At 66.7% G+C, this 20,437-nt stretch carries 23 protein-coding genes and 1 pseudogene; 10 read left to right on the top strand and 14 right to left on the bottom strand.

Going from position 1 to position 20,437, the window contains the following annotated elements; translation table 11 throughout:
* The 3 genes from truB to pptH are packed head-to-tail and all read right to left on the bottom strand — an operon-like array spanning position 1 to position 2,503.
* On the bottom strand, positions 1 to 888 hold the full coding sequence (gene truB / locus QOH60_RS06370; protein WP_526418277.1) for a tRNA pseudouridine(55) synthase TruB: 888 nt from the start codon (positions 886 to 888) through the stop codon (positions 1 to 3).
* A complete protein-coding gene (gene pptT / locus QOH60_RS06365) occupies positions 885 to 1,556 on the bottom strand; it encodes a 4'-phosphopantetheinyl transferase PptT (RefSeq protein WP_526418275.1) in 672 nt (223 codons plus the stop codon). The genes truB and pptT overlap by 4 nt, the downstream gene beginning before the upstream one ends.
* Positions 1,553 to 2,503: an ACP phosphodiesterase PptH gene (gene pptH, locus QOH60_RS06360; RefSeq protein ID WP_526418272.1), complete on the bottom strand. Its 951-nt coding sequence runs from the start codon at positions 2,501 to 2,503 to the stop codon at positions 1,553 to 1,555. Before pptH ends, pptT begins: the two co-directional genes overlap by 4 nt.
* 104 nt (positions 2,504 to 2,607) lie before the next feature.
* Here pptH and QOH60_RS06355 point away from each other — a divergent pair, with 104 nt between their 5' ends.
* Positions 2,608 to 3,195 carry a DUF3558 domain-containing protein gene (locus QOH60_RS06355; protein WP_526418270.1) on the top strand — a complete coding sequence of 196 codons (588 nt, stop codon included), beginning with the start codon at positions 2,608 to 2,610 and terminating at the stop codon, positions 3,193 to 3,195.
* A 64-nt stretch (positions 3,196 to 3,259) separates the two neighbouring features.
* Here QOH60_RS06355 and QOH60_RS06350 read toward each other — a convergent pair.
* Both QOH60_RS06350 and QOH60_RS06345 read right to left on the bottom strand, forming a co-directional pair.
* A pseudogene (locus tag QOH60_RS06350) lies at positions 3,260 to 4,384 on the bottom strand (mannosyltransferase); the annotation flags it as partial.
* Positions 4,385 to 4,395: 11 nt separating this feature from the next.
* Entirely contained in the window at positions 4,396 to 4,692 is a 297-nt protein-coding gene (locus QOH60_RS06345) for a DUF2277 domain-containing protein (protein WP_526418268.1), read from the bottom strand.
* A 24-nt stretch (positions 4,693 to 4,716) separates the two neighbouring features.
* On the opposite strand from QOH60_RS06345, the gene QOH60_RS06340 reads away from it, so the two are divergent.
* From QOH60_RS06340 to QOH60_RS06320, 5 genes are all read left to right on the top strand, one after another.
* Positions 4,717 to 5,490 (top strand): enoyl-CoA hydratase, encoded by a 774-nt coding sequence (locus tag QOH60_RS06340; RefSeq protein WP_526418266.1) that lies wholly within the window; start codon positions 4,717 to 4,719, stop codon positions 5,488 to 5,490.
* 121 nt (positions 5,491 to 5,611) lie between these two features.
* Positions 5,612 to 5,848 (top strand): hypothetical protein, encoded by a 237-nt coding sequence (locus QOH60_RS06335; protein ID WP_526418264.1) that lies wholly within the window; start codon positions 5,612 to 5,614, stop codon positions 5,846 to 5,848.
* Positions 5,849 to 5,874: 26 nt separating this feature from the next.
* Positions 5,875 to 6,084, top strand: coding sequence for a hypothetical protein (locus QOH60_RS06330; RefSeq protein ID WP_526418262.1), 210 nt, complete (start codon positions 5,875 to 5,877; stop codon positions 6,082 to 6,084).
* Between the two features lie 43 nt (positions 6,085 to 6,127).
* Complete coding sequence (locus QOH60_RS06325; RefSeq protein ID WP_526418260.1) at positions 6,128 to 6,988, top strand: neutral zinc metallopeptidase; 861 nt, start codon at positions 6,128 to 6,130, stop codon at positions 6,986 to 6,988.
* 41 nt (positions 6,989 to 7,029) lie between these two features.
* Entirely contained in the window at positions 7,030 to 7,572 is a 543-nt protein-coding gene (locus QOH60_RS06320; RefSeq protein ID WP_526418258.1) for a hypothetical protein, read from the top strand.
* A gap of 3 nt (positions 7,573 to 7,575) precedes the next feature.
* Here the strand turns inward: QOH60_RS06320 and QOH60_RS06315 are convergent, their stop codons facing one another.
* The 8 genes from QOH60_RS06315 to rimP form a co-directional block, all read right to left on the bottom strand.
* The gene (locus tag QOH60_RS06315) at positions 7,576 to 8,892 is read right to left on the bottom strand and encodes an MATE family efflux transporter (RefSeq protein WP_526418256.1); all 1,317 of its coding nucleotides are present in this window, start codon (positions 8,890 to 8,892) and stop codon (positions 7,576 to 7,578) included.
* A 2-nt stretch (positions 8,893 to 8,894) separates the two neighbouring features.
* Positions 8,895 to 10,082 (bottom strand): glycosyltransferase 87 family protein, encoded by a 1,188-nt coding sequence (locus QOH60_RS06310; RefSeq protein WP_526418253.1) that lies wholly within the window; start codon positions 10,080 to 10,082, stop codon positions 8,895 to 8,897.
* A 5-nt stretch (positions 10,083 to 10,087) separates the two neighbouring features.
* Entirely contained in the window at positions 10,088 to 11,080 is a 993-nt protein-coding gene (locus QOH60_RS06305; protein WP_526418251.1) for a DHH family phosphoesterase, read from the bottom strand.
* On the bottom strand, positions 11,077 to 11,556 hold the full coding sequence (rbfA, locus tag QOH60_RS06300) for a 30S ribosome-binding factor RbfA (RefSeq protein WP_526418249.1): 480 nt from the start codon (positions 11,554 to 11,556) through the stop codon (positions 11,077 to 11,079). The genes QOH60_RS06305 and rbfA overlap by 4 nt, the downstream gene beginning before the upstream one ends.
* A 64-nt stretch (positions 11,557 to 11,620) precedes the next feature.
* Complete coding sequence (infB, locus tag QOH60_RS06295; RefSeq protein WP_526418246.1) at positions 11,621 to 14,368, bottom strand: translation initiation factor IF-2; 2,748 nt, start codon at positions 14,366 to 14,368, stop codon at positions 11,621 to 11,623.
* Positions 14,369 to 14,444: 76 nt separating this feature from the next.
* Positions 14,445 to 14,783, bottom strand: a complete 339-nt coding sequence (locus QOH60_RS06290) for a YlxR family protein (protein ID WP_526418244.1) — start codon at positions 14,781 to 14,783, stop codon at positions 14,445 to 14,447.
* A gap of 104 nt (positions 14,784 to 14,887) precedes the next feature.
* On the bottom strand, positions 14,888 to 15,898 hold the full coding sequence (gene nusA, locus QOH60_RS06285) for a transcription termination factor NusA (protein WP_526418242.1): 1,011 nt from the start codon (positions 15,896 to 15,898) through the stop codon (positions 14,888 to 14,890).
* The gene (rimP, locus tag QOH60_RS06280; protein WP_526418240.1) at positions 15,895 to 16,419 is read right to left on the bottom strand and encodes a ribosome maturation factor RimP; all 525 of its coding nucleotides are present in this window, start codon (positions 16,417 to 16,419) and stop codon (positions 15,895 to 15,897) included. The genes nusA and rimP overlap by 4 nt, the downstream gene beginning before the upstream one ends.
* A gap of 315 nt (positions 16,420 to 16,734) precedes the next feature.
* Here rimP and QOH60_RS06275 point away from each other — a divergent pair, with 315 nt between their 5' ends.
* From QOH60_RS06275 to QOH60_RS06260, 4 genes are read left to right on the top strand one after another with little or no spacing between them, the layout of a single operon-like run.
* Positions 16,735 to 17,292, top strand: a complete 558-nt coding sequence (locus QOH60_RS06275; RefSeq protein ID WP_526418238.1) for an MspA family porin — start codon at positions 16,735 to 16,737, stop codon at positions 17,290 to 17,292.
* A complete protein-coding gene (locus QOH60_RS06270) occupies positions 17,289 to 17,642 on the top strand; it encodes a hypothetical protein (protein ID WP_526418236.1) in 354 nt (117 codons plus the stop codon). The genes QOH60_RS06275 and QOH60_RS06270 overlap by 4 nt, the downstream gene beginning before the upstream one ends.
* Before the next feature lie 31 nt (positions 17,643 to 17,673).
* Positions 17,674 to 18,210 (top strand): hypothetical protein, encoded by a 537-nt coding sequence (locus QOH60_RS06265; RefSeq protein WP_526418234.1) that lies wholly within the window; start codon positions 17,674 to 17,676, stop codon positions 18,208 to 18,210.
* A complete protein-coding gene (locus QOH60_RS06260; protein ID WP_526418232.1) occupies positions 18,207 to 18,689 on the top strand; it encodes a ferritin-like domain-containing protein in 483 nt (160 codons plus the stop codon). The genes QOH60_RS06265 and QOH60_RS06260 overlap by 4 nt, the downstream gene beginning before the upstream one ends.
* Here the strand turns inward: QOH60_RS06260 and QOH60_RS06255 are convergent.
* The gene (locus tag QOH60_RS06255) at positions 18,681 to 20,429 is read right to left on the bottom strand and encodes a proline--tRNA ligase (protein ID WP_526418230.1); all 1,749 of its coding nucleotides are present in this window, start codon (positions 20,427 to 20,429) and stop codon (positions 18,681 to 18,683) included. The two genes, QOH60_RS06260 and QOH60_RS06255, sit on opposite strands and share 9 nt — an antisense overlap.
* Between the last annotated feature and the right edge of the window lie 8 nt (positions 20,430 to 20,437).

The raw sequence follows: 20,437 nt of genomic DNA, 5'->3' as shown, positions 1-20,437 counted from the left end.
TTACGCGAGCGTCGCGGGCCGCAACACCACCTCGGACGCGGTGCGATCCTCCTTATCGCGCAGCAGCGCGATCACGCGGCCATCGGTCGCGGTGGCCGCGTAGATGCCGTCAATGCCCGCTGGCGGTAGGGGTCGGCCGTGACTGGCAGAGGTCGCTTCCTCTGCCGTGAGGTCGCGGCGGGGAAACGTCAGCAGGCACGCGTCATCGAGTGAATAGCTCAGGCGCGGCTCGTCGGTCAGCGCGTCAAGCGTGTGCGCCTCGGCGAGGCCGAAACGTCCGACCCGGGTACGTCGCAGTGCCGTCAGGTGCCCACCGACGCCCACCGCCGCCCCGACATCGCGGGCCAGCGCGCGCACGTATGTTCCTGACGAGCAGTCGACCTCGACGTCAACATCGACCACATCGATTTCGCGACGGATGGCCACCACGTCGAAGCGGTCGACGCGCACGTTGCGGGGCGCGAGTTCGACGGCCTGGCCTTCGCGCGCCAGCCGATATGCGCGCTGGCCGGCGACCTTGACCGCGCTGACGGTCGACGGGATCTGGCTGATCTCGCCGCGTAGCCCCGCGATCGCGGCCGCGATCTGACCATCGCTCACCGTTCCCGCCGGGGCAGTCGTTAGGACCTCGCCGTCGGCGTCGTCGGTCGTCGTGCTCGCGCCAAGGCGCATGGTGGCGGCATAGGACTTTGTCGAGGTAATCAGCAGGCCGAGGATCTTGGTGGCCCGCTCGATCCCGATCACCAGCACACCGGTGGCCATCGGGTCGAGGGTGCCTGCGTGACCGACCTTGCGGGTGGCGAAGATTCGCCGGCAGCGGCCCACGACATCGTGGCTGGTCATGCCCGACGGTTTATCGACGATCACCAAACCCGGTTGTGGGCTCACAGCACGATCGCCGTCAACACCAACCCGTCGCGAACTGTCCAGCGACCGCGCATCGTGGTCAGCGGCGGACCCGACAGGGCCGACGGGTCGATCAGGATCTCGGACACGAATTCGCCTGTGGCGCCGTCGGAGTCGATGCCGAAAGCGATGTGGGCATCCTCGAAGCCCAGCCAGCGGCGCGTCAGGGGGAACCACGCCTTGTACGTCGCCTCTTTGGCGCAGAACAGGATCCGGTCCCAGTGCAGCCCGGCGGGCAGGGCGGCCAGTTCAGTGCGTTCGACGCCCAGGCTCACCGCGTCGAGCACGCCGTCGGGCAGCACCCCGTGCGGTTCCGCGTCGATGCCCACCGAGCGGACCGTATCGACGCGGCCGACCGCCGCGCCGCGATAGCCGTCACAGTGCGTGAGGCTGCCCACGACACCGTCGGGCCAGCACGGTTCGCCCTTCTCCCCCTTCAGAATCGGCGCAGGTGCGACGCCGAGGTCGCTCAGCGCCATTCGTGCGCAGTGCCGCACGGTGACAAACTCGTTGCGCCGCTTGACAACTGAGCGCGCGATCAGCGGCTCCTCATCGGGCAGGGGGACCAGACCCGGCGGATCCGAGTAGAGCTCGGCCGTGGCGACGAAGTCGGGCACAACGGCTGTGATCAGCCGTGAAGACACAGTCATTGCGAATCGAACCGCTGGGCGATCCGCGCCCGCATCCGCTCCGCATTGGCGCGCATCTCGGCGGTGATCTCGAAATGGCCGCCGAACTCGTTGAGGTAACCCGGCGGGTATTCGGGATCGGGAAGCACCTGCCGCAGCCACCGATAGGGCTTGCGGCGCCGCCACTCTCGCGGATAGCCGACTGACACCTCCTCGAAGCGGACGTCGTCGTACCAGGTCGTACGCGGGATGTGTAGATGCCCGTACACCGAGCACACCGCGTTGTAGCGGGTGTGCCAGTCAGCGGTCGCGGTGGTGCCGCACCACAGGGAGAACTCGGGATAGAACAGCGCCTCGCACGGCTCGCGCACCAGCGGGAAGTGGTTCACCAGCACCGTGGGCGTCATCCAGTCCAGCTGCTCGAGCCGTTTGCGTGTGGACGCCACGCGGTCGCGACACCACGCGTCGCGGGTGGCATACGGCTCTGACGACAGGACAAACTCGTCAGTGGCCACGACGTTGCGCTCCCGCGCGATCGCGAGCCCCTCGGCTTTCGTGGTCGCACCCTCGGGCAGGAACGAGTAGTCGTACAGCAGGAACATCGGCACGATCGTCGCCGGGCCGCCCGCGTCGGTCCACACCGGATAGGGATGCTCCGGGGTCAGCACCCCCATCTCATCGCACATGTTGACCAGGTAGTCGTAGCGGGCGCGGCCGAATACCTGAGCCGGGTCCTTACCCGTGGTCCACAGCTCGTGATTGCCCGGTACCCAGATCACCTTGGCGAACCGGCGCCGCAGCAGATCCAGCGACCAGCGGATGTCGTCGGTGCGTTCTGCGACGTCGCCGGCGACAATCAGCCAGTCCTCCGGAGATGACGGATACAGCGACTCGGTCACCGGCTTGTTGCCGGTGTGACCCGTATGCAGGTCACTCACTGCCCAGAGCGTCGGATTCGCGGTCGCCACAACTGTCCAGGGTAAGTGAACTAGAACAGGTTCCTGTTGGTCGGCCGCGCCGTTACACTCCCCCGAGGGGCGCAAACGGCAGCCGTCCATCGGAGGGGGTGCGAATGGCGACCAAGTTGCGGCTGTTTGCGGTGTTATGCGTGCTGGTGGCCGCCGTGGTGGTGGTGTGGCAAACGTCTCCTGGGGGCCTCACCAGAAACCGTGATGTGCAGCTGCGGTCCACCGCCCTGCCGATGGATAGCCCGAGTACGACCATCAAGTGGCCGGTGATCGACACCATCGACGCTAAAGCGCAGTTTGCTCCGTGCGACGACATCCCAATCGACGTGATCCAGAAACTCGGGTTGGGCTTCACGCCGCCCGAGGCCGAAGAAGGACAGCGCTGTCATTACGACTCGGCCAATTATCAGATGACGATCGAGCCGATTTACTGGCGCACCTACGACCAAAGCCTTCCCCCCGACTCCATCGAAACCACAGTCAACGGCCACCGCGCCGCATGGTTCTGGGTGATGAAGCCGACCGACTGGAATAACCGCTGGTGGTTCTCCTGCATGGTGACGTTCAAGACCAGCTACGGCGTGATCCAGCAGTCGCTGTTCTACTCGCCGATCTACTCGAATCCCGACGTCGACTGCCCCGCCGAGAACATGATGCGGGCCAACCAGCTGGCTCCTTACTACAAGTTCTAAGAGCCGACCGCGCGGGGGATCCCGCCCGGCGCGGGGTGACCGCGATCCAGCCGAGCGTCATCAAGGACATCGCCGCGTAGATCGCTGCCGGCCAGGCCAGATACCAGGGCGCAGCGATCTGCCATGGTTGCGTCTGGGCGAGAATCAGCAGCGACGGGATCTGGACGACGATGATCAACGACCACACCGCGGCGAGGGTGCGGGCACCCCGGACTCGGCACAGCGGCCCGAACCCGAGCCACAGCACCAGCGGCACCAACCACACCCAGTGATGTGTCCACGACACCGGCTCTGCCATCAGGCCGAACAACTGGATGACTAAGACGGCTCCGAGTCGATCGCGATGGTCGCCGTCTGTGGAAGTGATTACGCGCCAAGCGAAGAACGAGAGCAGCGCGGCGGCCGCGACCGCGATGTAGACCGCGCTTCCGATGTCGTGGCCGGCAATTCGAGCCAACGCCGCGCGCAAGGACTGGTTGCCGAAGTCGCCCATCGAGCCGATCCGATGGCTGTCGAGCACGGTCGTCGTGAAGTAGCGGCTGACTGTATTCCAGCCGACGAACGGCCACGCCACGAGCACGGTGGCCGAAAACACGAGCGACGTAAAGATGGCGGCCCGCCAGCGTCGCTCACCGAGAAGGTAGAGGCCGGTCACCGCCGGCGTGAGTTTGACGCCGGCGGCCAGCCCGACCAGCAGACCCGAGAGCCACCACCGCTTGCTGTACACCGCCCACAGCGTGACGAACATCAGCAGCACGCCGATCTGACCCCATAGGAAGTCGCCGCGCAGCGGCTCGGTCCAGATCGCGACCGCCGTCACGGCCAACGCGGCGCTCGTGTTGTGGCGGCCGATCAGTTTCAGCGCAATGACGACGCTACCGTAAAGCGCGGCGATGATGCCGGCCTGCCAACAGAACCCGACCACCCCGAACGGCAGCAGGTGCAGCGGATAGAAGACGATCGCCGCGAACGGTGGATAGGTGAACGGCAGCGTCATCGGCGGTACTTGGTAGAAGAACGAGTAGAGCGAACCGTCGGTGAGGCTAGCGCCGCCTTCGACATACACATGAAGGTCGACGAAATCCCCGCCGCTGACCCAGGTGACCGCCAGCCTCGCGGCGACACTGATCACGAACAGCGCCAGCGCTGCCGTGCGCCAGCGCGCGGCCGCCCACCGAACGCGCGGCATTCGCGACAGCGCTAGATCCCGGTCGTTTTGCTCTTCGCGCGAGCGCTCCTCGCCGCTCGAGCGCGTACTTCCGGCCTGCGCAGCGGCGGCACCGTCTTCGGGGGCTGCTTGCGCGCCGGGAGCTCGGAGAGCAGGCGTGTGGTGATCGCGGTGACCTCGGCGACCGCTGCTTCGAACGCGTCGGCGTTAGCTGTGGTCGGCCTCGTGATTCCGCTGACCTTGCGAATGTACTGACGGGCGGCGGCTTCGATCTCTTCGCCGGTGGCAGCGGGCTGCAGCCCGCGAAGCTCTGTGATGTTTCGGCACATGCCACCGACGATAGGCTCAACGCCGTGGCTGCTGATGATGTGCTGCTGATCGACACCTCGGACCGGATCCGCACCCTCACTCTGAACCGGCCCAACGTGCGCAACGCGTTGTCGACGAAGTTGCGGGACGAGCTGTTTCCCGCGTTGCGTGACGCCGACGCCGACGATGGCGTCGACGTGGTCATCCTCACCGGCGCTGATCCCGCGTTTTGTGCGGGGATCGACCTGAAGGAGATCGCCCCGGGGCTGGAGGGTTCCGCGGGCATTCCTGACCTGTCTCCCGCGTGGCCACCGATGTCCACTCCTGTGATCGGAGCGATCAACGGTGTCGCGGTCACCGGTGGATTCGAGCTGGCGCTGTGCTGCGACATCCTCATCGCATCGGAGAACGCCCGCTTCGCCGACACCCACGCCCGGGTCGGGTTGCTGCCGAGTTGGGGGATGTCGGTGCGCCTGCCGCAGGCCGTCGGCCGCGGCCTCGCACACCGGATGAGCCTCACCGGCGACTACCTCGGCGCATACGACGCGCTGCGCGTCGGGCTGGTCACCGAAGTCGCGCTGCACGACGAGTTGATGGATACCGCGAGAGCGGTCGCGAGCTCGATTGTCGGCAACAACCGCGACGCCGTGCAGGCCCTGCTCGCGTCATATCACCGGATCGACGACGCGCAAATGCACGCGAGCTTCCGGGTCGAACAACTGTCTGCAGCCGAGTGGATCCGTGGGCATGCGAGCAGCGACGACATCGCCGCCAATCGCGACGCGGTGATTGCCCGCGGGCGCTCGCAGATCCACTAAGACGGCCAACTCACAGGCTTCTTCAACCTGCTCCTTCGGGCCTACGAGGGGGCCAACCTGGCGACACGCTTGACAGGAAAGGCCAAACATGGTCGCCAGACACTGGTTTCGCAGCAGCCACATGCCGGTTGCTGGCACGGCTGTAGTTCTCGTCGGCGTCATCGCGGCACCGGTCTCTCGCGCAGACGACGCCGCGCTGGCCGCTTGGCTCACAAGGGTTTTCGACCCGATTCAACAGGTCCACCTCGCAGAAGACGCGTTGACCCCGATCTTGGCGCCGGTCTACGTCGACGAGCAACAAGAGCACGAGGCACCGCTGGAAGACGTCAACGCGCTGAAGCGCCGTGCGACCAGTTGAGTGCCGCCAATGTTGCGCTGCACGCAATGATGTCGACGCCGGATCCTGCCCTGTCAGTGGAGTTTCACCAGGCCGTCGACAATATCGACACGTCAGCCAAGAACTGCTCGGAGGTGATCGCCAAAAAGATCACCGACCGCGAGGACGCGCGCGATTACGTCGAAAGCCCGCTCTACGATGCGGAGTCACACCTCGCGAGCGCGGACGTCATTCTGACCAAGCTGGCCAAGTCATAACAAGGCACTGCCCGCAGCCGTCGCGCTGGGCAGCACTGCCCTGTTGCTTGCCAGCTGCGCGAAAGTCGTTGACGGAAGGCCGGTCTCGTCGGGCAACGATCCGAATCAGGTTGCGGGAAAGCCGGTCACTGAGACACCGTCGGGGCTGCGGCCCAACGCACCCGGCCCAGCGCGGACGGCGCTGAACAGCGACGGCGGCGAGATGGACCACCTGGCGCTGATGGCAATCTCCGACATCGAGGAGTTCTGGAAGAGCGCTTACGGGCCGCCGTTGGAAGGGAAATTCACGCCGGTCACTGCCCTGTTCTCGTATGACTCGCCGTACAAGGAAGGCATGGTTTGCGGCGAGAGTTCACATCACAATGTCAACCTCTCCTTCTGCGACGACCCAGAGGCGCAAAACTGTCCGTCCGCCGATCCAAAGGAGTGCACGCCGGCCGCCAACACCATTGCGTGGGATCGTGGCGTACAAGTACCGCAGGACCGGGACATGTTCGGTGTCATGCTGATCGCCGAAGATCTCGGGCATGAGTACGGGCACGCGATCCAAGACATGGCCGACCTGATCCACGAGTCCGACGACCAGACTGCCGGCTTGGTCGCCGAGCAGCAGGCCGACTGCTTCGCCGGGGTCTACCTGCGTTGGATCGCCGACGGCAAGTCGCCCCGCTTCACGATGAACACCGGCGAGACGCTCGACCAGATGGTGGCCTCGCAGCTCGCGGTCCGCGACTCATTGTTTGGCGAATCCGATCCCTACGTCACGGAGGCCATTCATGGGTCGGGGTTCGAGCGAATCACTGCCTTCCAGATGGGTTTCACCCCGACGGCATCACGGCATGTGCGGCCATCGACGGGAAGGAGATCGGCCGCCGCCGGGGTGACCTGCCGCCAGATCTGCTGAAACAGGGCCAATCTGGGGAAGTCAAAGTCAGCGAGGCGTCGGTGCGGACGCTGTTCGACACAGTGGTCAAGATGCTGTCACCCACGAGCCCTCCGAAGCTCGCGTTCGACCACCCGCCCTGTCCCGACGCGACGGCCAATGCGGCGGCGACGTACTGCCCGTCGACGAACACCGTCGCGGTCGACATGAACCGTCTCGTGCTGATGGGCACCAGCCTCACCCGCGGCTCAGCGTACGTCGACACCTATACCGCCCCGCTTTACGGCGACTACTCGGCGTATTCCGTGCTCGTCTCGCGCATGATGCTCGCGGCTCAAAAGGAACGGGGGCTGTCACTCGACAACACCGACGCCGGCCTGCGGACGGCGTGCCTCACCGGCGCGATCACCGAGCAGCTCAGCAAGGAAGGAGCCATGAACCTGACGGGCGGGGATCTCGACGAGGCGGTCACTGGCGTGCTCCTCAACGGCGAGGCCGCGTCAAATGTCAAGGGAGAGCATGCACCGTCGGGATTCGCTCGTGTCAACGCTTTCCGTGCCGGTGTCCTCGGCGACGAGAAGAACTGCTACGAGCAGTGGAAGTGACGGTCAACCGGCGCCGGTAACCGCCCACCGCCCAGAGAACGCGCGCCAGCCGACGAACACCAGACGCAACACAATGAAGGCGCTCAGCCCCGACCAGATACCCGCCAGTCCCCAACCGAATGCGAGCGACAGCCACGTCAGCGGCAGGAAGCCGACCAGTGCGCTGAACACCGTCGCATTGCGCATGAATCTGGCGTCGCCGGCACCCAGCAACACCCCGTCCAGCCCGAAAACCACTCCGGCGATAGGCAACTGCGCAACAAGGAACCACCAGGGCACGCCTATCTCGTCGAGCACGTGCCTGTCGTTGGTAAAGAGCTGCGGCAGCACCGATGCGCCGACGGCAAGCACGGCGGCGAGCACGCCGGCCACCACAGCGGAGTAGGCGGTCACCCGCCACGCCACCGACTTCGCATGCTCGGCGCGCCCGGCCCCGAGCGCGGCACCGACGAGTGACTGCGCGGCGATCGCGAGCGAATCCAACACGAGCGCAAGGAAATTCCACAGCTGCAGAACCACCTGATGGGCAGCCACCGCAGCTGCCCCGAACCGCGCCGCGACCGCAGCGGCGGACACGAAGCACGCTTGGAACGCGAGGCTGCGGACAAAAAGGTCTCTGCCGATTACCAGCTGGGTCCGCAGTACCGCCGGGTGGATACGCAGCGGCACCCGCTCAATGATCAAGGCGCGGCAGAACAGCAGCGCGGCGATCCACTGCCCCACCACGTTGGCCACCGCCGATCCGGCCAGTTCAAGACGCGGCATGCCGAGCCATCCATAGACAAGCAGCGGACAGAGCACCGCGGAGATCGCGAATCCGATGACGACGTATCTCAACGGCCGGGCGGTGTCCTGGACGCCGCGCATCCAGCCGTTACCGGCCAGCGAGATCAGGATGGCCGGCGCAGCGGCAATCGCGATGCGTAGCCACGGCAGTGCCGCATTCGCGATCTCACCACGCGACGCGATGGCCCAAATCAGTGGCACCGCAGCGGATTCCACCGCGATGACGATCACCGTACCGATGAGGACGGCCAGCCATGTTGCCGCGACACCCTCGCCGACTGCCGACGCGCGATCTCCGGCTCCGTAGAAGCGCGCCGATCTGGCGGTGGTGCCGTACGACAGGAAAGTGCCCTGAGAGCCGACGAGTCCGAGTATGAGCCCACCGATAGCCAGACCGGACAGCCCGACGGCGCCCAGCCGCCCCACGACCGCGAGGTCGAAGAGCAGATACAGCGGTTCGGCGGCGAGGACACCGAGGGTGGGCAGCGCCAATGCTGCGATCCGGCGCCCGCTTGCCGTCGGCGACGATGACATGTCTACGGCGGCGCCCGGTCATCAGCGCGAACCGCCAGCGCCGCGATGAGCGCAATGCATATCAGAACGTAGCTGCTGCGCAACACTTCTCCGAGGATCGACGCCGGACCGCCGGGGTGGGCGTCGACGATCATTTGGCCGATCCGGTGGCTCCTGATCACTGTCAACAGCCACGCCGCCACGCTCCCGATCACCGGCCCCCAGTGCTTGCCGTTGCCCACCAACACTCCAATGGCAGGTATCAGCCACACCAGGTAGTGGGCCCAGGTGACGGGCGACACCAGACCAGCAGTTAACCCCGTCACTGCGGCGCCGGCCAGCTCCCCGCCGCGCGCCCATGCCCGATGCGCAGCCCACATCCCCGCAACGCCGGCGACGACCGCCACGACAATCCACAGCCCGCTGACGTCACCGCCGGGCAGAATCCGCAACAACGCCCCCTTGAGGGACTGGTTGCCGATCGTGGCATTGTTGTTGAGCCCAACTCGGGCGTCCAGGCCCCACAGCATGTGTCCGAAGAACAGCCGCGAATCCGTCGGTGACACAACGAAAGCGGCCAGCGTCGCCCCGGCGGCTGCAAGTGCGGCGGTCACAGCCGCCCGCGGTCGGCGAGTGATCAGCAGATAGATGATGAACAACGCCGGCATGAGTTTCACCGCGGTGGCCAGCCCGATCAGCACTCCTTGCGGCAGCCACTTCGGCCGCGCCCCGAGCAGATCAGCAAGACACGCGGCCATCAGGAAGGCATTCACCTGGCCAAAGCCGATGTGGTCCATCACGGGTGACGTGGCCGCAAACGCGATGAGCAGCACGGCAACCGCCAGTGCGCGCCACCAGGGATCCGTGGGCAGCACGCGGTCGAACGATCGCACGATCACCCACGCCAGGACGATCAGCGTCGCAAACGTCCACAGCCACAACATGATCTGCCACGGCGCCAACTGGAGCACCACAAACGGCCACGACGCGAACGGTGGGTACGTGAATGGCAGCTCTGCGGGAAAGTCTTTGCCGTACAGGCTGATCCCATGCAATAACGCGTACCCGGCGCCCCGATACACGAGAAAGTCGTACGGCACCACGGTCGAGAGCTTCAGCAGAGCCGCCGCCGCCACCGCGCAGACCGCCGCCGCGACGGCCCCGACAACGACCGACGGCCGCCGGTCGCGGATGACGTCGAGCAACGTCATCCGGCTCAGCGCAGAGCCGCGTACAACGCGCGCACAACCTCGTCGGCCGAGCCGGTGGCCGAGTATCCCGCGGCCAGTTGATGGCCACCGCCACCGAATCGCGTTGCGATCGCAGCGAGATCGTATGACTTGGCCCGCATGGAGACCGACCAGTTTTGAGGTTCGATCTCCTTGAACACCACGGCGATCTCGGCCTCGTGCGTGGTGCGGACGATGTCGACGATGCTCTCGACCTCCTCCGCGCGACTGGTCACCCAGTCGTCGTGGCCGACAACCACGTACACCAGTCCGCGGCCTCCCACGGCGTCGGGCCGCAGCTGTGCCGTGCCCAGGATCCGGGACAACATAGGCAGCCAGGAGAACGGATGGGTATCGAGCAGCTGCCTCGAGATGGCCTTGTTGTCCGCGCCGGCTTCGACGAGCCGAGCTGCGAGCCGCAGCGCCTCCGGAGAGGCCCACCGGAACGATCCGGTGTCGGTTGTCAACCCGGCGTAGAGGCAGGTGGCCACGTCGCGGTCGATGGGTTTGCCCCACGCATCGAGCAGGTCAGCGACCAACATCGTCGTCGAATCTGCTTTTGCATCAACCAAATTGAGGCTCCCGAACAAGCCGTTCGACTTGTGGTGGTCGATCACCAGCACCTCGCGATCAGGTGCAGCCAGTTCGGCCAACGCACCCAGCCGCTTCTTGCTGGGCGCGTCCACGGTGACCACCAGATCGGCGTCGCGGCGCATGTCGCGGTACGGAACCAGGTACTCACACCCCGGCAGCGCCTGCAGCGATTCGGGCAGGCGTTCCGGCGACGCGAAACTGACTTCGACGTCGGCGCCTTCGCGGTCGAGGACCAGTGCCAACGCCAGCCCCGCGCCGACGCTGTCGGCGTCGGGGTGAACGTGGCAGATGATGCTGACCGTGGCGGCGTCGTCGAGCGCCTTTGCCGCTCCCCCGGCGTCGACGCGCGTGCCGATTCTGGCTTCAGGCGTGTCGATCGCGGTCATCGCTGTCCAGGTTCATCGGTATGGTCGGCCGGGTTGTCTTCGTTATCTCCTACCACACGGTACGGCTGTGCGTCGCCCGCAGGTTTGGCGCCCTCCCTGACCCTGGCCACATCCGCGTCGGCCGCCCGCGCGCGCGCCAGCAGTTCCTCCATCCTGTGCGCCGCGTCGGGCACGGTGTCGCGCACGAACGTCAGCGTTGGAGTGAATTTCACGCCGGTTCCGGCGCCCACCTTCGTGCGCAGCACGCCTTTCGCTCGCTCCAGCGCCGCCGCCGCACCGGCATAGTCGGGCTCGTCGTCCAGCGAGGCGCCCATCACGGTGTAGTACAGCGTGGCGTCGTGCAGGTCGGCGGTGACCTTAGCGTCGGTGATCGTCACGCCGGCAAGCCGCGGATCCTTGATCTCATACTCGATCGCCGACGCGACGATCGTCGAGATCCGCTTGGCCAACCGGCGTGCTCGTGCCGGATCACTCATATCGATCTTCGCGCAAGCGGCTCATCGAATATCGCTCTTCGCGCAAGCGGCTCATCGACCATGCCTAGGCACGTTCCTTTTCAACGAGCTCGTACGTCTCGATGATGTCGCCTTCCTTGATGTCGGAATAGGACACTGTGAGACCACACTCGTAGCCGTCGCGCACCTCGGTGACGTCGTCCTTCTCCCGGCGCAGCGACTGCACGGTCATGGTCTCGGCGACCACCACGTTATCCCGCAGCAGCCGCGCCTTCGCGTTGCGGCGGATGATGCCGGACGTCACGAGGCAGCCCGCAATCAGGCCGACCTTCGACGAGCGGAACAGTGCGCGCACCTCGGCACGGCCCAGTTCGTTCTCCTCGTAAATCGGCTTGAGCAGCCCACGCAGCGCCTTCTCGATCTCATCGATGGCCTGGTAGATCACCGAGTAGTACCGAATCTCCACGCCGTCGCGGTTGGCCAGCTCGGTGGCTTTGCCCTCCGCGCGCACGTTGAACCCGATGATGATCGCGTCGGAGGCCGATGCCAGGTTGACGTTGGTCTCCGTGATACCGCCGACGCCACGATCGATGACGCGCAGTTCCACCTCGTCGTCGACCTGGATCCCGAGCAGCGCCTCCTCCAGGGCTTCGACCGTTCCTGCGTTGTCACCCTTCAGGATCAGGTTCAGCTGGCTGGTCTCCTTCAGCGCCGAATCCAGGTCCTCCAGGCTGATCCGCTTGCGGGTGCGGGCCGCCAGTGCGTTGCGTTTGCGCGCGCTGCGCCGGTCGGCGATCTGGCGGGCAATGCGGTCCTCGTCGACGACGAGGAAGTTGTCGCCGGCGCCAGGTACCGAGGTGAACCCGATGACCTGCACGGGCCGCGATGGCAGCGCCTCCTCGATGTCTTCGCCATGCTCGTCGACCATTCGGCGGACTCGGCCGTACGCGTCGCCGGCCACCACTGAGTCGCCGACGTGCAGCGTGCCGCGCTGAATCAGCACGGTGGCAACCGGTCCGCGACCGCGGTCGAGGTGAGCCTCGATGGCCACGCCCTGAGCCTCCATGTCCGGATTGGCCCGGAGGTCCAGCGCGGCATCGGCTGTCAGCACGACCGCCTCGAGCAGCGCCTCGATGTTGGTGCCCTGCTTGGCCGAGATGTCGACGAACATGGTGTCGCCGCCGAAATCCTCGGCGACCAAGCCGTATTCGGTCAGCTGGCCGCGGATCTTGGCCGGGTCGGCACCCTCTTTGTCGATCTTGTTGACGGCCACCACGATCGGCACGTCCGCGGCCTGCGCGTGGTTGATCGCCTCAACGGTCTGCGGCATGACGCCGTCGTCGGCGGCCACCACAAGGATCGCGATGTCGGTGGCCTTCGCGCCGCGGGCACGCATTGCGGTGAACGCTTCGTGGCCCGGGGTGTCGATGAAGGTGATCAGCCGCTCGCTGCCGTCGAGGTCGACGCTCACCTGGTAGGCGCCGATGTGCTGGGTGATGCCGCCGGCCTCCTCCTCGCGGACGTTGGCCTGACGGATGGTGTCGAGCAGCCGGGTCTTGCCGTGGTCGACGTGACCCATCACGGTCACCACCGGAGGCCGAGTCTGAAGATCCTCCTCGCCGCCCTCGTCCTCGCCGTAGCTCAGGTCGAACGACTCCAACAGCTCGCGGTCCTCGTCCTCGGGGCTGACGACCTGGACGTTGTAGTTCATCTCGCTGCCGAGCAGCTCGAGCGTCTCGTCACCGACAGACTGAGTCGCGGTGACCATCTCGCCGAGATTGAACAGCGCCTGCACCAACGACGCCGGGTTGGCGTCGATCTTTTCCGCGAAATCGGACAGCGACGCGCCGCGTGCAAGCCGGATGGTTTCGCCGTTGCCGTGCGGCAACCGCACGCCGCCGACGACCGGCGCCTGCATGGAGTCGTATTCCTGCCGCTTCTGCCGCTTGCTCTTGCGGCCGCGCTTCGGCGCACCGCCGGGACGGCCGAACGCGCCGGCCGCTCCACCCCGCTGGCCGGGGCGACCGGCGCCACCGGGCCGACCGCGGAAGCCCCCACCGGGAGGAGCGCCCGCACCGGCTGCGCCGCCACCGCCGCCGCGGTAGTTGCCACCGCCGCCGCCGCCACCGCCGGAACGTCCGCCCGCGGGGCCGCCGGGTCCGCGGGCGCCGGCGCCGGGACGCGGAGCCCCTGACCGGGGGCCGCCGGGTCCGCCTGGTCGCGGGGGCATGTTGCCGGGAGACGCGCCCGGTCGTGCGCCGGGCCGGGGCAGGCCCGGGCGCGGGCCCTGTGGGCGCGGAATCGGCCGGTCGACGGGCTGCGCCGACGAGAACGGGTTGTTGCCGACGCGCGGCGTGCGCGGTGCCGGCTTGGGGGTCGGTCCGGGCCGCGGACCTGGAGACGGGCCGGGCTGGGCCGGGCTGGGCGCGGGGGCCGGCGCCGCCTTGACGGTCGGAGGCCCCGGCACCGGAGCAGGCCGCGACGGCGCAGCGGGCGGCGCGACAGCGGCTGCCGGGGACGCGGCCGCGGGCGTCGGTGGGGCCGCCGCCAGCGCGGCTGCCTTCGCCTCGGGGGCCGCCGCCTTGGCCGCAGGCGCAGCTGCCTTCACTGCCGTGGCACCGTCGGACTTCACGGCCGCGCCGTTGCCCGACCGCGCGGGCTGTGCGGCCTTGCCGCCGCCGAAGGACTCACGCAGTCGCCGCGCGACGGGGGCTTCCACCGTCGACGACGCGGATTTTACGAATTCACCCTGTTCATTGAGCCGGGCGAGAACTTCTTTACTGGTGACACCGAGTTCCTTTGCTAACTCGTGTACGCGGGCCTTACCTGCCACTACCTCTCCATCTCTCGAGGCGACGGCTGTGGTAGGCCGCGCCCGGGTTTAGCTATGACGCATGGTCATCGGGACTTCACGGTGTGCTCATGTTCTTCGCTACCTGTTCTCTTGCCGCGTCGGCGAGCCCGTTGATGTGCTCGACGGCCGCGGAGGTGTCCGGTGAACCGGTGATGCGCAGCGCTCGGCCGAATGCTCGCCGCCGAATCGCTGCGCGCAGACACTGCGAATCGGGGTGCAACCACGCACCCCGCCCCGGCAGATTTCTCGCGATGTCAACGGATACGGCGAACCCGCCGTTCCCATCCGACACCGCAACCACGCGAAGCAGTTCGTCGGCCAACTCTCGTCTCCGGCATCCGATGCATGTCCGCACCGGCCCGTTGCAGGGTGCCGAAGTCTCGCGCTGGATCACGGCTCAGTCTACGTCACACGACGTGGGCGTCCGAACAGGCTCCGAACCTCAATCATGGCCGGTACCGTGCCCGTGGCCACCCGCGAGAAGGCGACCGGACAGCGTCAGGCCGTCGGCTGCCCCTGCGGCGCCTCGTTGTCACTGCGGATATCGATGCGCCACCCGGTCAGTCGGGCAGCCAACCTGGCGTTCTGCCCCTCCTTGCCGATGGCCAGCGAGAGCTGGAAGTCGGGGACGACGACCCGGGCGGCGCGGGTGTTCGGATCGACCACGCTTACCGACACCACTTTCGCAGGTGAGAGTGCGTTGGCGACGAACCGCGCGGGTTCATCGTCGTAGTCAATGATGTCGATCTTCTCCCCCGACAGTTCACTCATTACGTTGCGCACCCGCTGGCCCATTGGTCCGATGCAGGCGCCCTTGGCGTTGAGTCCCGGCACCCGCGACCGCACGGCGATCTTGGACCGGTGGCCGGCTTCGCGGGCAACCGCGACGATCTCGACCGACCCGTCCGCGATCTCGGGCACCTCCAACGAGAACAACTTGCGCACCAGGTTCGGATGCGTGCGTGACAGCGTGATCAACGGCTCGCGCGATCCGCGGCTCACGCCGACGACGTAGCAACGGATACGGTCGCCGTGCTCGTAGCGCTCGCCGGGTACCTGCTCCGCGGATGGGATGACGCCCTCGGACCCCTTCGTCTCGCTGCCGATCCGCACGACGACCAGCCCGCGGGCGTTCGCGCGGGCATCGCGCTGGATGACCCCCGCGACGATGTCGCCTTCTCGCGCCGAGAACTCGCCGTATGTCTTCTCGTTCTCCGCGTCTCGCAGCCGCTGAAGCATGACCTGGCGGGCGGTGGTGGCGGCGACGCGGCCGAAGCCTTCCGGGGTGTCGTCCCACTCGCTGAGCACATTGCCGTCTTCGTCGGTTTCGCGCGCGATGACGGTGACCTCGCCCGTTTTGCGGTCGATCTCGATGCGGGCATCGGCGTGATGGCCTTGGGTATGCCGGTAGGCGGTGAGCAGGGCAGACTTGATGGTCTCCAGCAATTCGCCGACCGACATCCCGCGGTCGACCTCGATCGCGTGCAACGCCGCCATGTCGATGTTCATGTCACGGACCCATGCACAAGTTCGAGTTCGCGCGGATTCGGCGGCGAAAACTCAACCTGGACAACCGCGTTGGCGATCTGCGCGATCGGGATCTCGCGCACCGTCCAGCCGGACTGGCTCGACCGGACCACGAATCGCAGGATTCCCTCGTCGACGTGTCCCACCCGCCCGGTCACCGTCGCACCGTCCGTCGTGGTCAACTCGGCCCTTCGGCCGCGAGCCCGCCGGAAATGTTTCTCGCTGGTCAGCGGGCGGTCGACCCCTGGAGAGCTGACCTCGAGCACATAGCTGAGGCCGCGTGCAGCGTTGTCGTCCAGGTCGTCCAGCAGGGCCGACGCGCGCCGGGACAGCGAGGCGATGGTGTCGAGGTCGAGAGGTTCGTCGCCGTCGGCGATCACCGTGATCCGGGGCGGACGGGCCTTTCCGTCGACGACCACGCCCTCGATCTCATAGCCTGCGCGCGCGAACTCGTCATCGAGTAGCTCGATCACCTGTTCCTGCGACGGCAACCCCGTGACCACGGCGAGCTCCTCATCTTGAGTTGTCCGGACAGTTGCTCCGCACGCGGAGCCAAGTTTCAACGATACGCCAGAAGGACCGTTTCAAAACCCCGATCGACCAGGCGCATTCAGGCGGCGATCAGGCCCCGAAGGCCCCGTGGCTGACTCCGTCCCCAGCCGCCTGGCTAAGCGCCATCAAGCTCGTACGTAATTCCCAGCATCGGTCAATACGATTGCCGCGACCACCCGGAGTCTTGCTAAGGCGGTGCTGTGGGCACGATCCTTCGTTCCGCCGTTGTTGTCTTGTCAACACTTTTTCTCGGCTGCGGCGTCGCGGTGGCCGAACCCATCCCCGTCGCCGACGTGACCCAGGCCGCCGATACCGACGACGGCTGGCATTTCAGCGCTGGGCTCGTCAAGATGACCATCAACTCGGTTCCCAACATGGCGGCGACCCCACTGACCAAGGAGGCGTTCGTGACGGGGAAGGCAGTTGCCAAGATCGACGGCAGCGGCAAGTCCCCGGTCAATTCCGGCACCCTCCTGATGGGCGCTCAGCTGGGTTGTCAGCTCGACCTGAGCCAGGGCGGAAACGTTGGCGCCAACGCCGACATCGGCATCAGCGGCGGCTTCACGAGTTTGTCTGACTTCGGTCCATACGCGGACTTGGGCATCAACGGCTCGATCAACCTGCTGCCCGGCAACATCAAGACGCTCGGATTGGGCAAGATGTCACTCAAAGGACGCAGCGGCGAAGTCACGGTTCACGATGCGCACATCAAGGTCGACGGGTGTGCCGGCGTCGTCTCACTCCGATTCTTTGCCTACACCTCGATCACAACGGATCTCGGCAACGACAGCGTCAACACCTACGGGGACATCCTGACTCTATGAATCGAGCGTTCTGCATTGGACTGGCCGGACTGCTGGTAGTGGCGGCCCTGGGTCTGGCGGCGCCGGCCAGCGCCGACAACAGCAACAGCAACACCAACAACAACGACGTCACCCAAGTCGGCGACGGCAGCAACAGCAGCGGCGAAACCACCGACGAGAACACCGCCTGGCCCCCGACGGATCTGGACTGGCCGCCAAGTGACCTCCTCAAGGCCGACGACACCGAAAAGAGTGGAAAATCCTCGGCGCCGCCGATCGTGATGCCGGCCGGACAGACCGCCCCGCAGAAATCCGACACCTCCACGACGACGACACCGAAGGCAAAGCCCATCGTTGCTGCCGGGCCCTAACGGCGCAAACGCGGATGGCAGTATGTCGCAGATGCCTTCTGCGGACGTGAGGAGCAATCTGGATCCCGTGCCCGCCGTCCCGCAGCTGAGCCGGCGCACCGTGCTCATCGGCGCAGCTGCTGCGGCCGCGCTCGGGGCCACCACGGCTGCGTGCGGCGCCAAGGAACCGCCCAAGCTCGACGAGCTCATCGGCCAGCTCGATCTCGCGCGCCGCGACAGCCAGATGGCTGCCGCCGCTGCGACGGCGGCCGGGCCCTTTGACGGCCCGCTGCTCGGCCTGGTGGCCGACGAACGCAAGATGCATGCGAACGCGCTGTCCGTCGAGCTTGCCCGCATGGCGGGTACCACCACCACGTCGTCGACGTCGGCTGCGCCCACGTCGTCGGGGTCGGCGCAGCCCCCGCCCTCGCGCACCGACGTCATCACCGCGGTGCGCGAATCCGCCGACAGCGCAACCAAACTGGCTGCCGAGCTGTCCGGCTACCGCGCGGGACTGCTGGGCTCCATCGCCGCGTCGTGCGCCGCATCGGTAGCGGTCTCGCTGGTGATGAAGGAGCCCGCCCGGTGACCTCTCCGCAGCCGACGCCAACGCAGCGCCCAGATGCGCCCCCGGACAAGGCGCTCGCCGACGCGATCGAGGCCGAACACGCGACGATCTACGGTTACGGGTTCGTGTCCGCGCACTCGATGCCCGACGTCAACGAGCTGGTCTCGGATTCCCTCGACGAACACCGCGCGCGCCGCGAGGCCGCGATCGCCATCCTCGCGTCACGATCTCTGGCTGCGCCGATCGCCGCGGTGGGCTACCGGTTGCCGATCACGGTCAAGAACTACAACGACGCCGCAACACTGGCCGTCACGATGGAAGGCGACGACGCCGTGGCCTGGCGAGCGGTGCTGGAGCAGGCGACGACGTCGCAGGATCGGGCGTTCGCGGTGACCGCCTTGACCGAGTGCGCGGTACGGGCGGCACGCTGGCGGCAGGTGCTGAACAAGTGGCCGCCCACAGTGCCGTTTCCCGGGGGCAGCGAGAAGCCGTCATCCTGAGACGGCCGTCGCGATCTCCGTCGCCGCCGCACCGACCGCGATCTCGCGGGTCTCGCCGCTGAACCGGTCGCGCAGCTCGACCACGCCGTCGGCCCACCCCCTGCCGACCACCACGATCCACGGCACACCCAGCAGCTCGGCGTCCTTGAACTTGACGCCGGGCGCTGCTGACCGATCGTCGAACAGCGCGTCGATGCCGAGGCGGTCCAGATCGCGGACCAGCTCTTCGGCGCCGTCCCTGGCGGCGGTGTCCTTATTCGCAATCACCACGTGCACGTCGAACGGCGACACCGACGACGGCCATCGCAAGCCGATTTCATCGTGATGCTGCTCGGCGATCACGGCGACCAGCCGCGACACCCCGACGCCGTAGGAACCCATCGTGAGGCGCACGGGCTTGCCGTCCTCGCCGAGCACGTCGACCGTGAAAGCGTCGGTGTACTTGCGGCCGAGCTGGAAGATGTGGCCGATCTCGATGCCGCGGGCGGCCACCAGCGGTCCTGCGCCATCGGGTGACATGTCGCCGTCGCGCACCTCGGCGGCCTCGATCGTCCCGTCGGCGACGAAGTCGCGCCCGGCGACCAGCCCGACGACGTGCTTGCCGGATTCGTCCGCGCCGGTGATCCAGCTCGTCCCGTCGCCGATCCGCGGGTCGATGAGATAGCGAACATTGTTCTGCGCCAGTCCCTTTGGTCCGATATAGCCTCTCACCAAGAATGGGTACTTCTCGAAGTCGCTGTCATCGAGAAGCGCGTACTCCGCCGGTTCCAGCGCCGCGCCCAGCCGCTTGTCGTCGACTTCGCGATCGCCCGGCACGCCGATCGCCAGCAGTTCCCAATCGCCACCGGGGAGTCGGGTCTTGCCGACCACGTTCTTCAGCGTGTCGGCCGCGCTCACCTCGCGTCCCAGTACACCCGCGGAGTTCGCCCACTCGACCAGCGTCGCGATCGTCGGCGTTCCCGGAGTGTCATGCACCACCGCCTCCGGCAACCCCTCGAACGGGACCGCCTCGGGCCGCCGGGTGATCACCGCCTCTACGTTGGCGGCGTATCCGGATTCCTTGCAACGCACGAAAGTGTCTTCACCGACGGGACTTTCAGCGAGGAACTCCTCGGATGCGCTGCCGCCCATCGCGCCTGACACCGCGGAGACGATGACGTAGGCCACCTCCATCCGGTTGAACATCCGCTGATATGCCTCGCGGTGGGCGTGATAGTGATCTTTGAGACCGGATTCGTCGACGTCGAACGAATACGAATCCTTCATCACGAACTCACGCGCCCGAAGAATGCCGGCGCGGGGACGCGCCTCGTCGCGGTATTTCGTCTGGATCTGGTACAGCAATAGCGGAAAGTTCTTGTACGAGCTGTACTCCCCCTTCACCAGGAGCGTGAACAGCTCCTCGTGCGTGGGCCCGAGCATGTAGTCGGCCTTGCGTCGGTCCTTGAGCCGAAAGACTCCGTCGCCGTACTCCGTCCATCGGTTGGTTGCTTCATACGGCCCGCGCGGCAGCAACGCCGGTATCAGGATCTCTTGTCCGCCAATCGCATTCATCTCTTCGCGGACGATTCGCTCGATCTTTCGCAGCACCCGCAACCCGAGCGGCAGCCACGTGTAGAGGCCCGGGCCGACGGGCCGGACGTATCCCGCGCGGATCAGCAGCTTGTGGCTGGGCACCTCGGCGTCGGCGGGGTCCTCACGCAAGGTGCGCAGAAAGAGCTCGGACATGCGGGTGATCACAGCCGACA

It is taken from the genome of Mycobacterium sp. (genome assembly GCF_032159765.1).
Lineage (GTDB): Bacteria > Actinomycetota > Actinomycetes > Mycobacteriales > Mycobacteriaceae > Mycobacterium.
Note: the sequence above shows the minus strand (reverse complement) of the source record. Positions and strands in the feature narration are given on the sequence as shown.

Coding starts and splice junctions, on each gene's coding strand:
- pptT (WP_526418275.1), bottom strand. CDS start 1,556: ATGACTGTGTCTTCACGGCTGATCACAGCCGTTGTGCCCGACTTCGTC.
- QOH60_RS06355 (WP_526418270.1), top strand. CDS start 2,608: ATGGCGACCAAGTTGCGGCTGTTTGCGGTGTTATGCGTGCTGGTGGCC.
- QOH60_RS06345 (WP_526418268.1), bottom strand. CDS start 4,692: ATGTGCCGAAACATCACAGAGCTTCGCGGGCTGCAGCCCGCTGCCACC.
- QOH60_RS06335 (WP_526418264.1), top strand. CDS start 5,612: ATGCCGGTTGCTGGCACGGCTGTAGTTCTCGTCGGCGTCATCGCGGCA.
- QOH60_RS06330 (WP_526418262.1), top strand. CDS start 5,875: ATGATGTCGACGCCGGATCCTGCCCTGTCAGTGGAGTTTCACCAGGCC.
- QOH60_RS06315 (WP_526418256.1), bottom strand. CDS start 8,892: ATGTCATCGTCGCCGACGGCAAGCGGGCGCCGGATCGCAGCATTGGCG.
- QOH60_RS06310 (WP_526418253.1), bottom strand. CDS start 10,082: ATGACGTTGCTCGACGTCATCCGCGACCGGCGGCCGTCGGTCGTTGTC.
- QOH60_RS06305 (WP_526418251.1), bottom strand. CDS start 11,080: ATGACCGCGATCGACACGCCTGAAGCCAGAATCGGCACGCGCGTCGAC.
- rbfA (WP_526418249.1), bottom strand. CDS start 11,556: ATGAGTGATCCGGCACGAGCACGCCGGTTGGCCAAGCGGATCTCGACG.
- nusA (WP_526418242.1), bottom strand. CDS start 15,898: ATGAACATCGACATGGCGGCGTTGCACGCGATCGAGGTCGACCGCGGG.
- QOH60_RS06270 (WP_526418236.1), top strand. CDS start 17,289: ATGAATCGAGCGTTCTGCATTGGACTGGCCGGACTGCTGGTAGTGGCG.
- QOH60_RS06265 (WP_526418234.1), top strand. CDS start 17,674: ATGCCTTCTGCGGACGTGAGGAGCAATCTGGATCCCGTGCCCGCCGTC.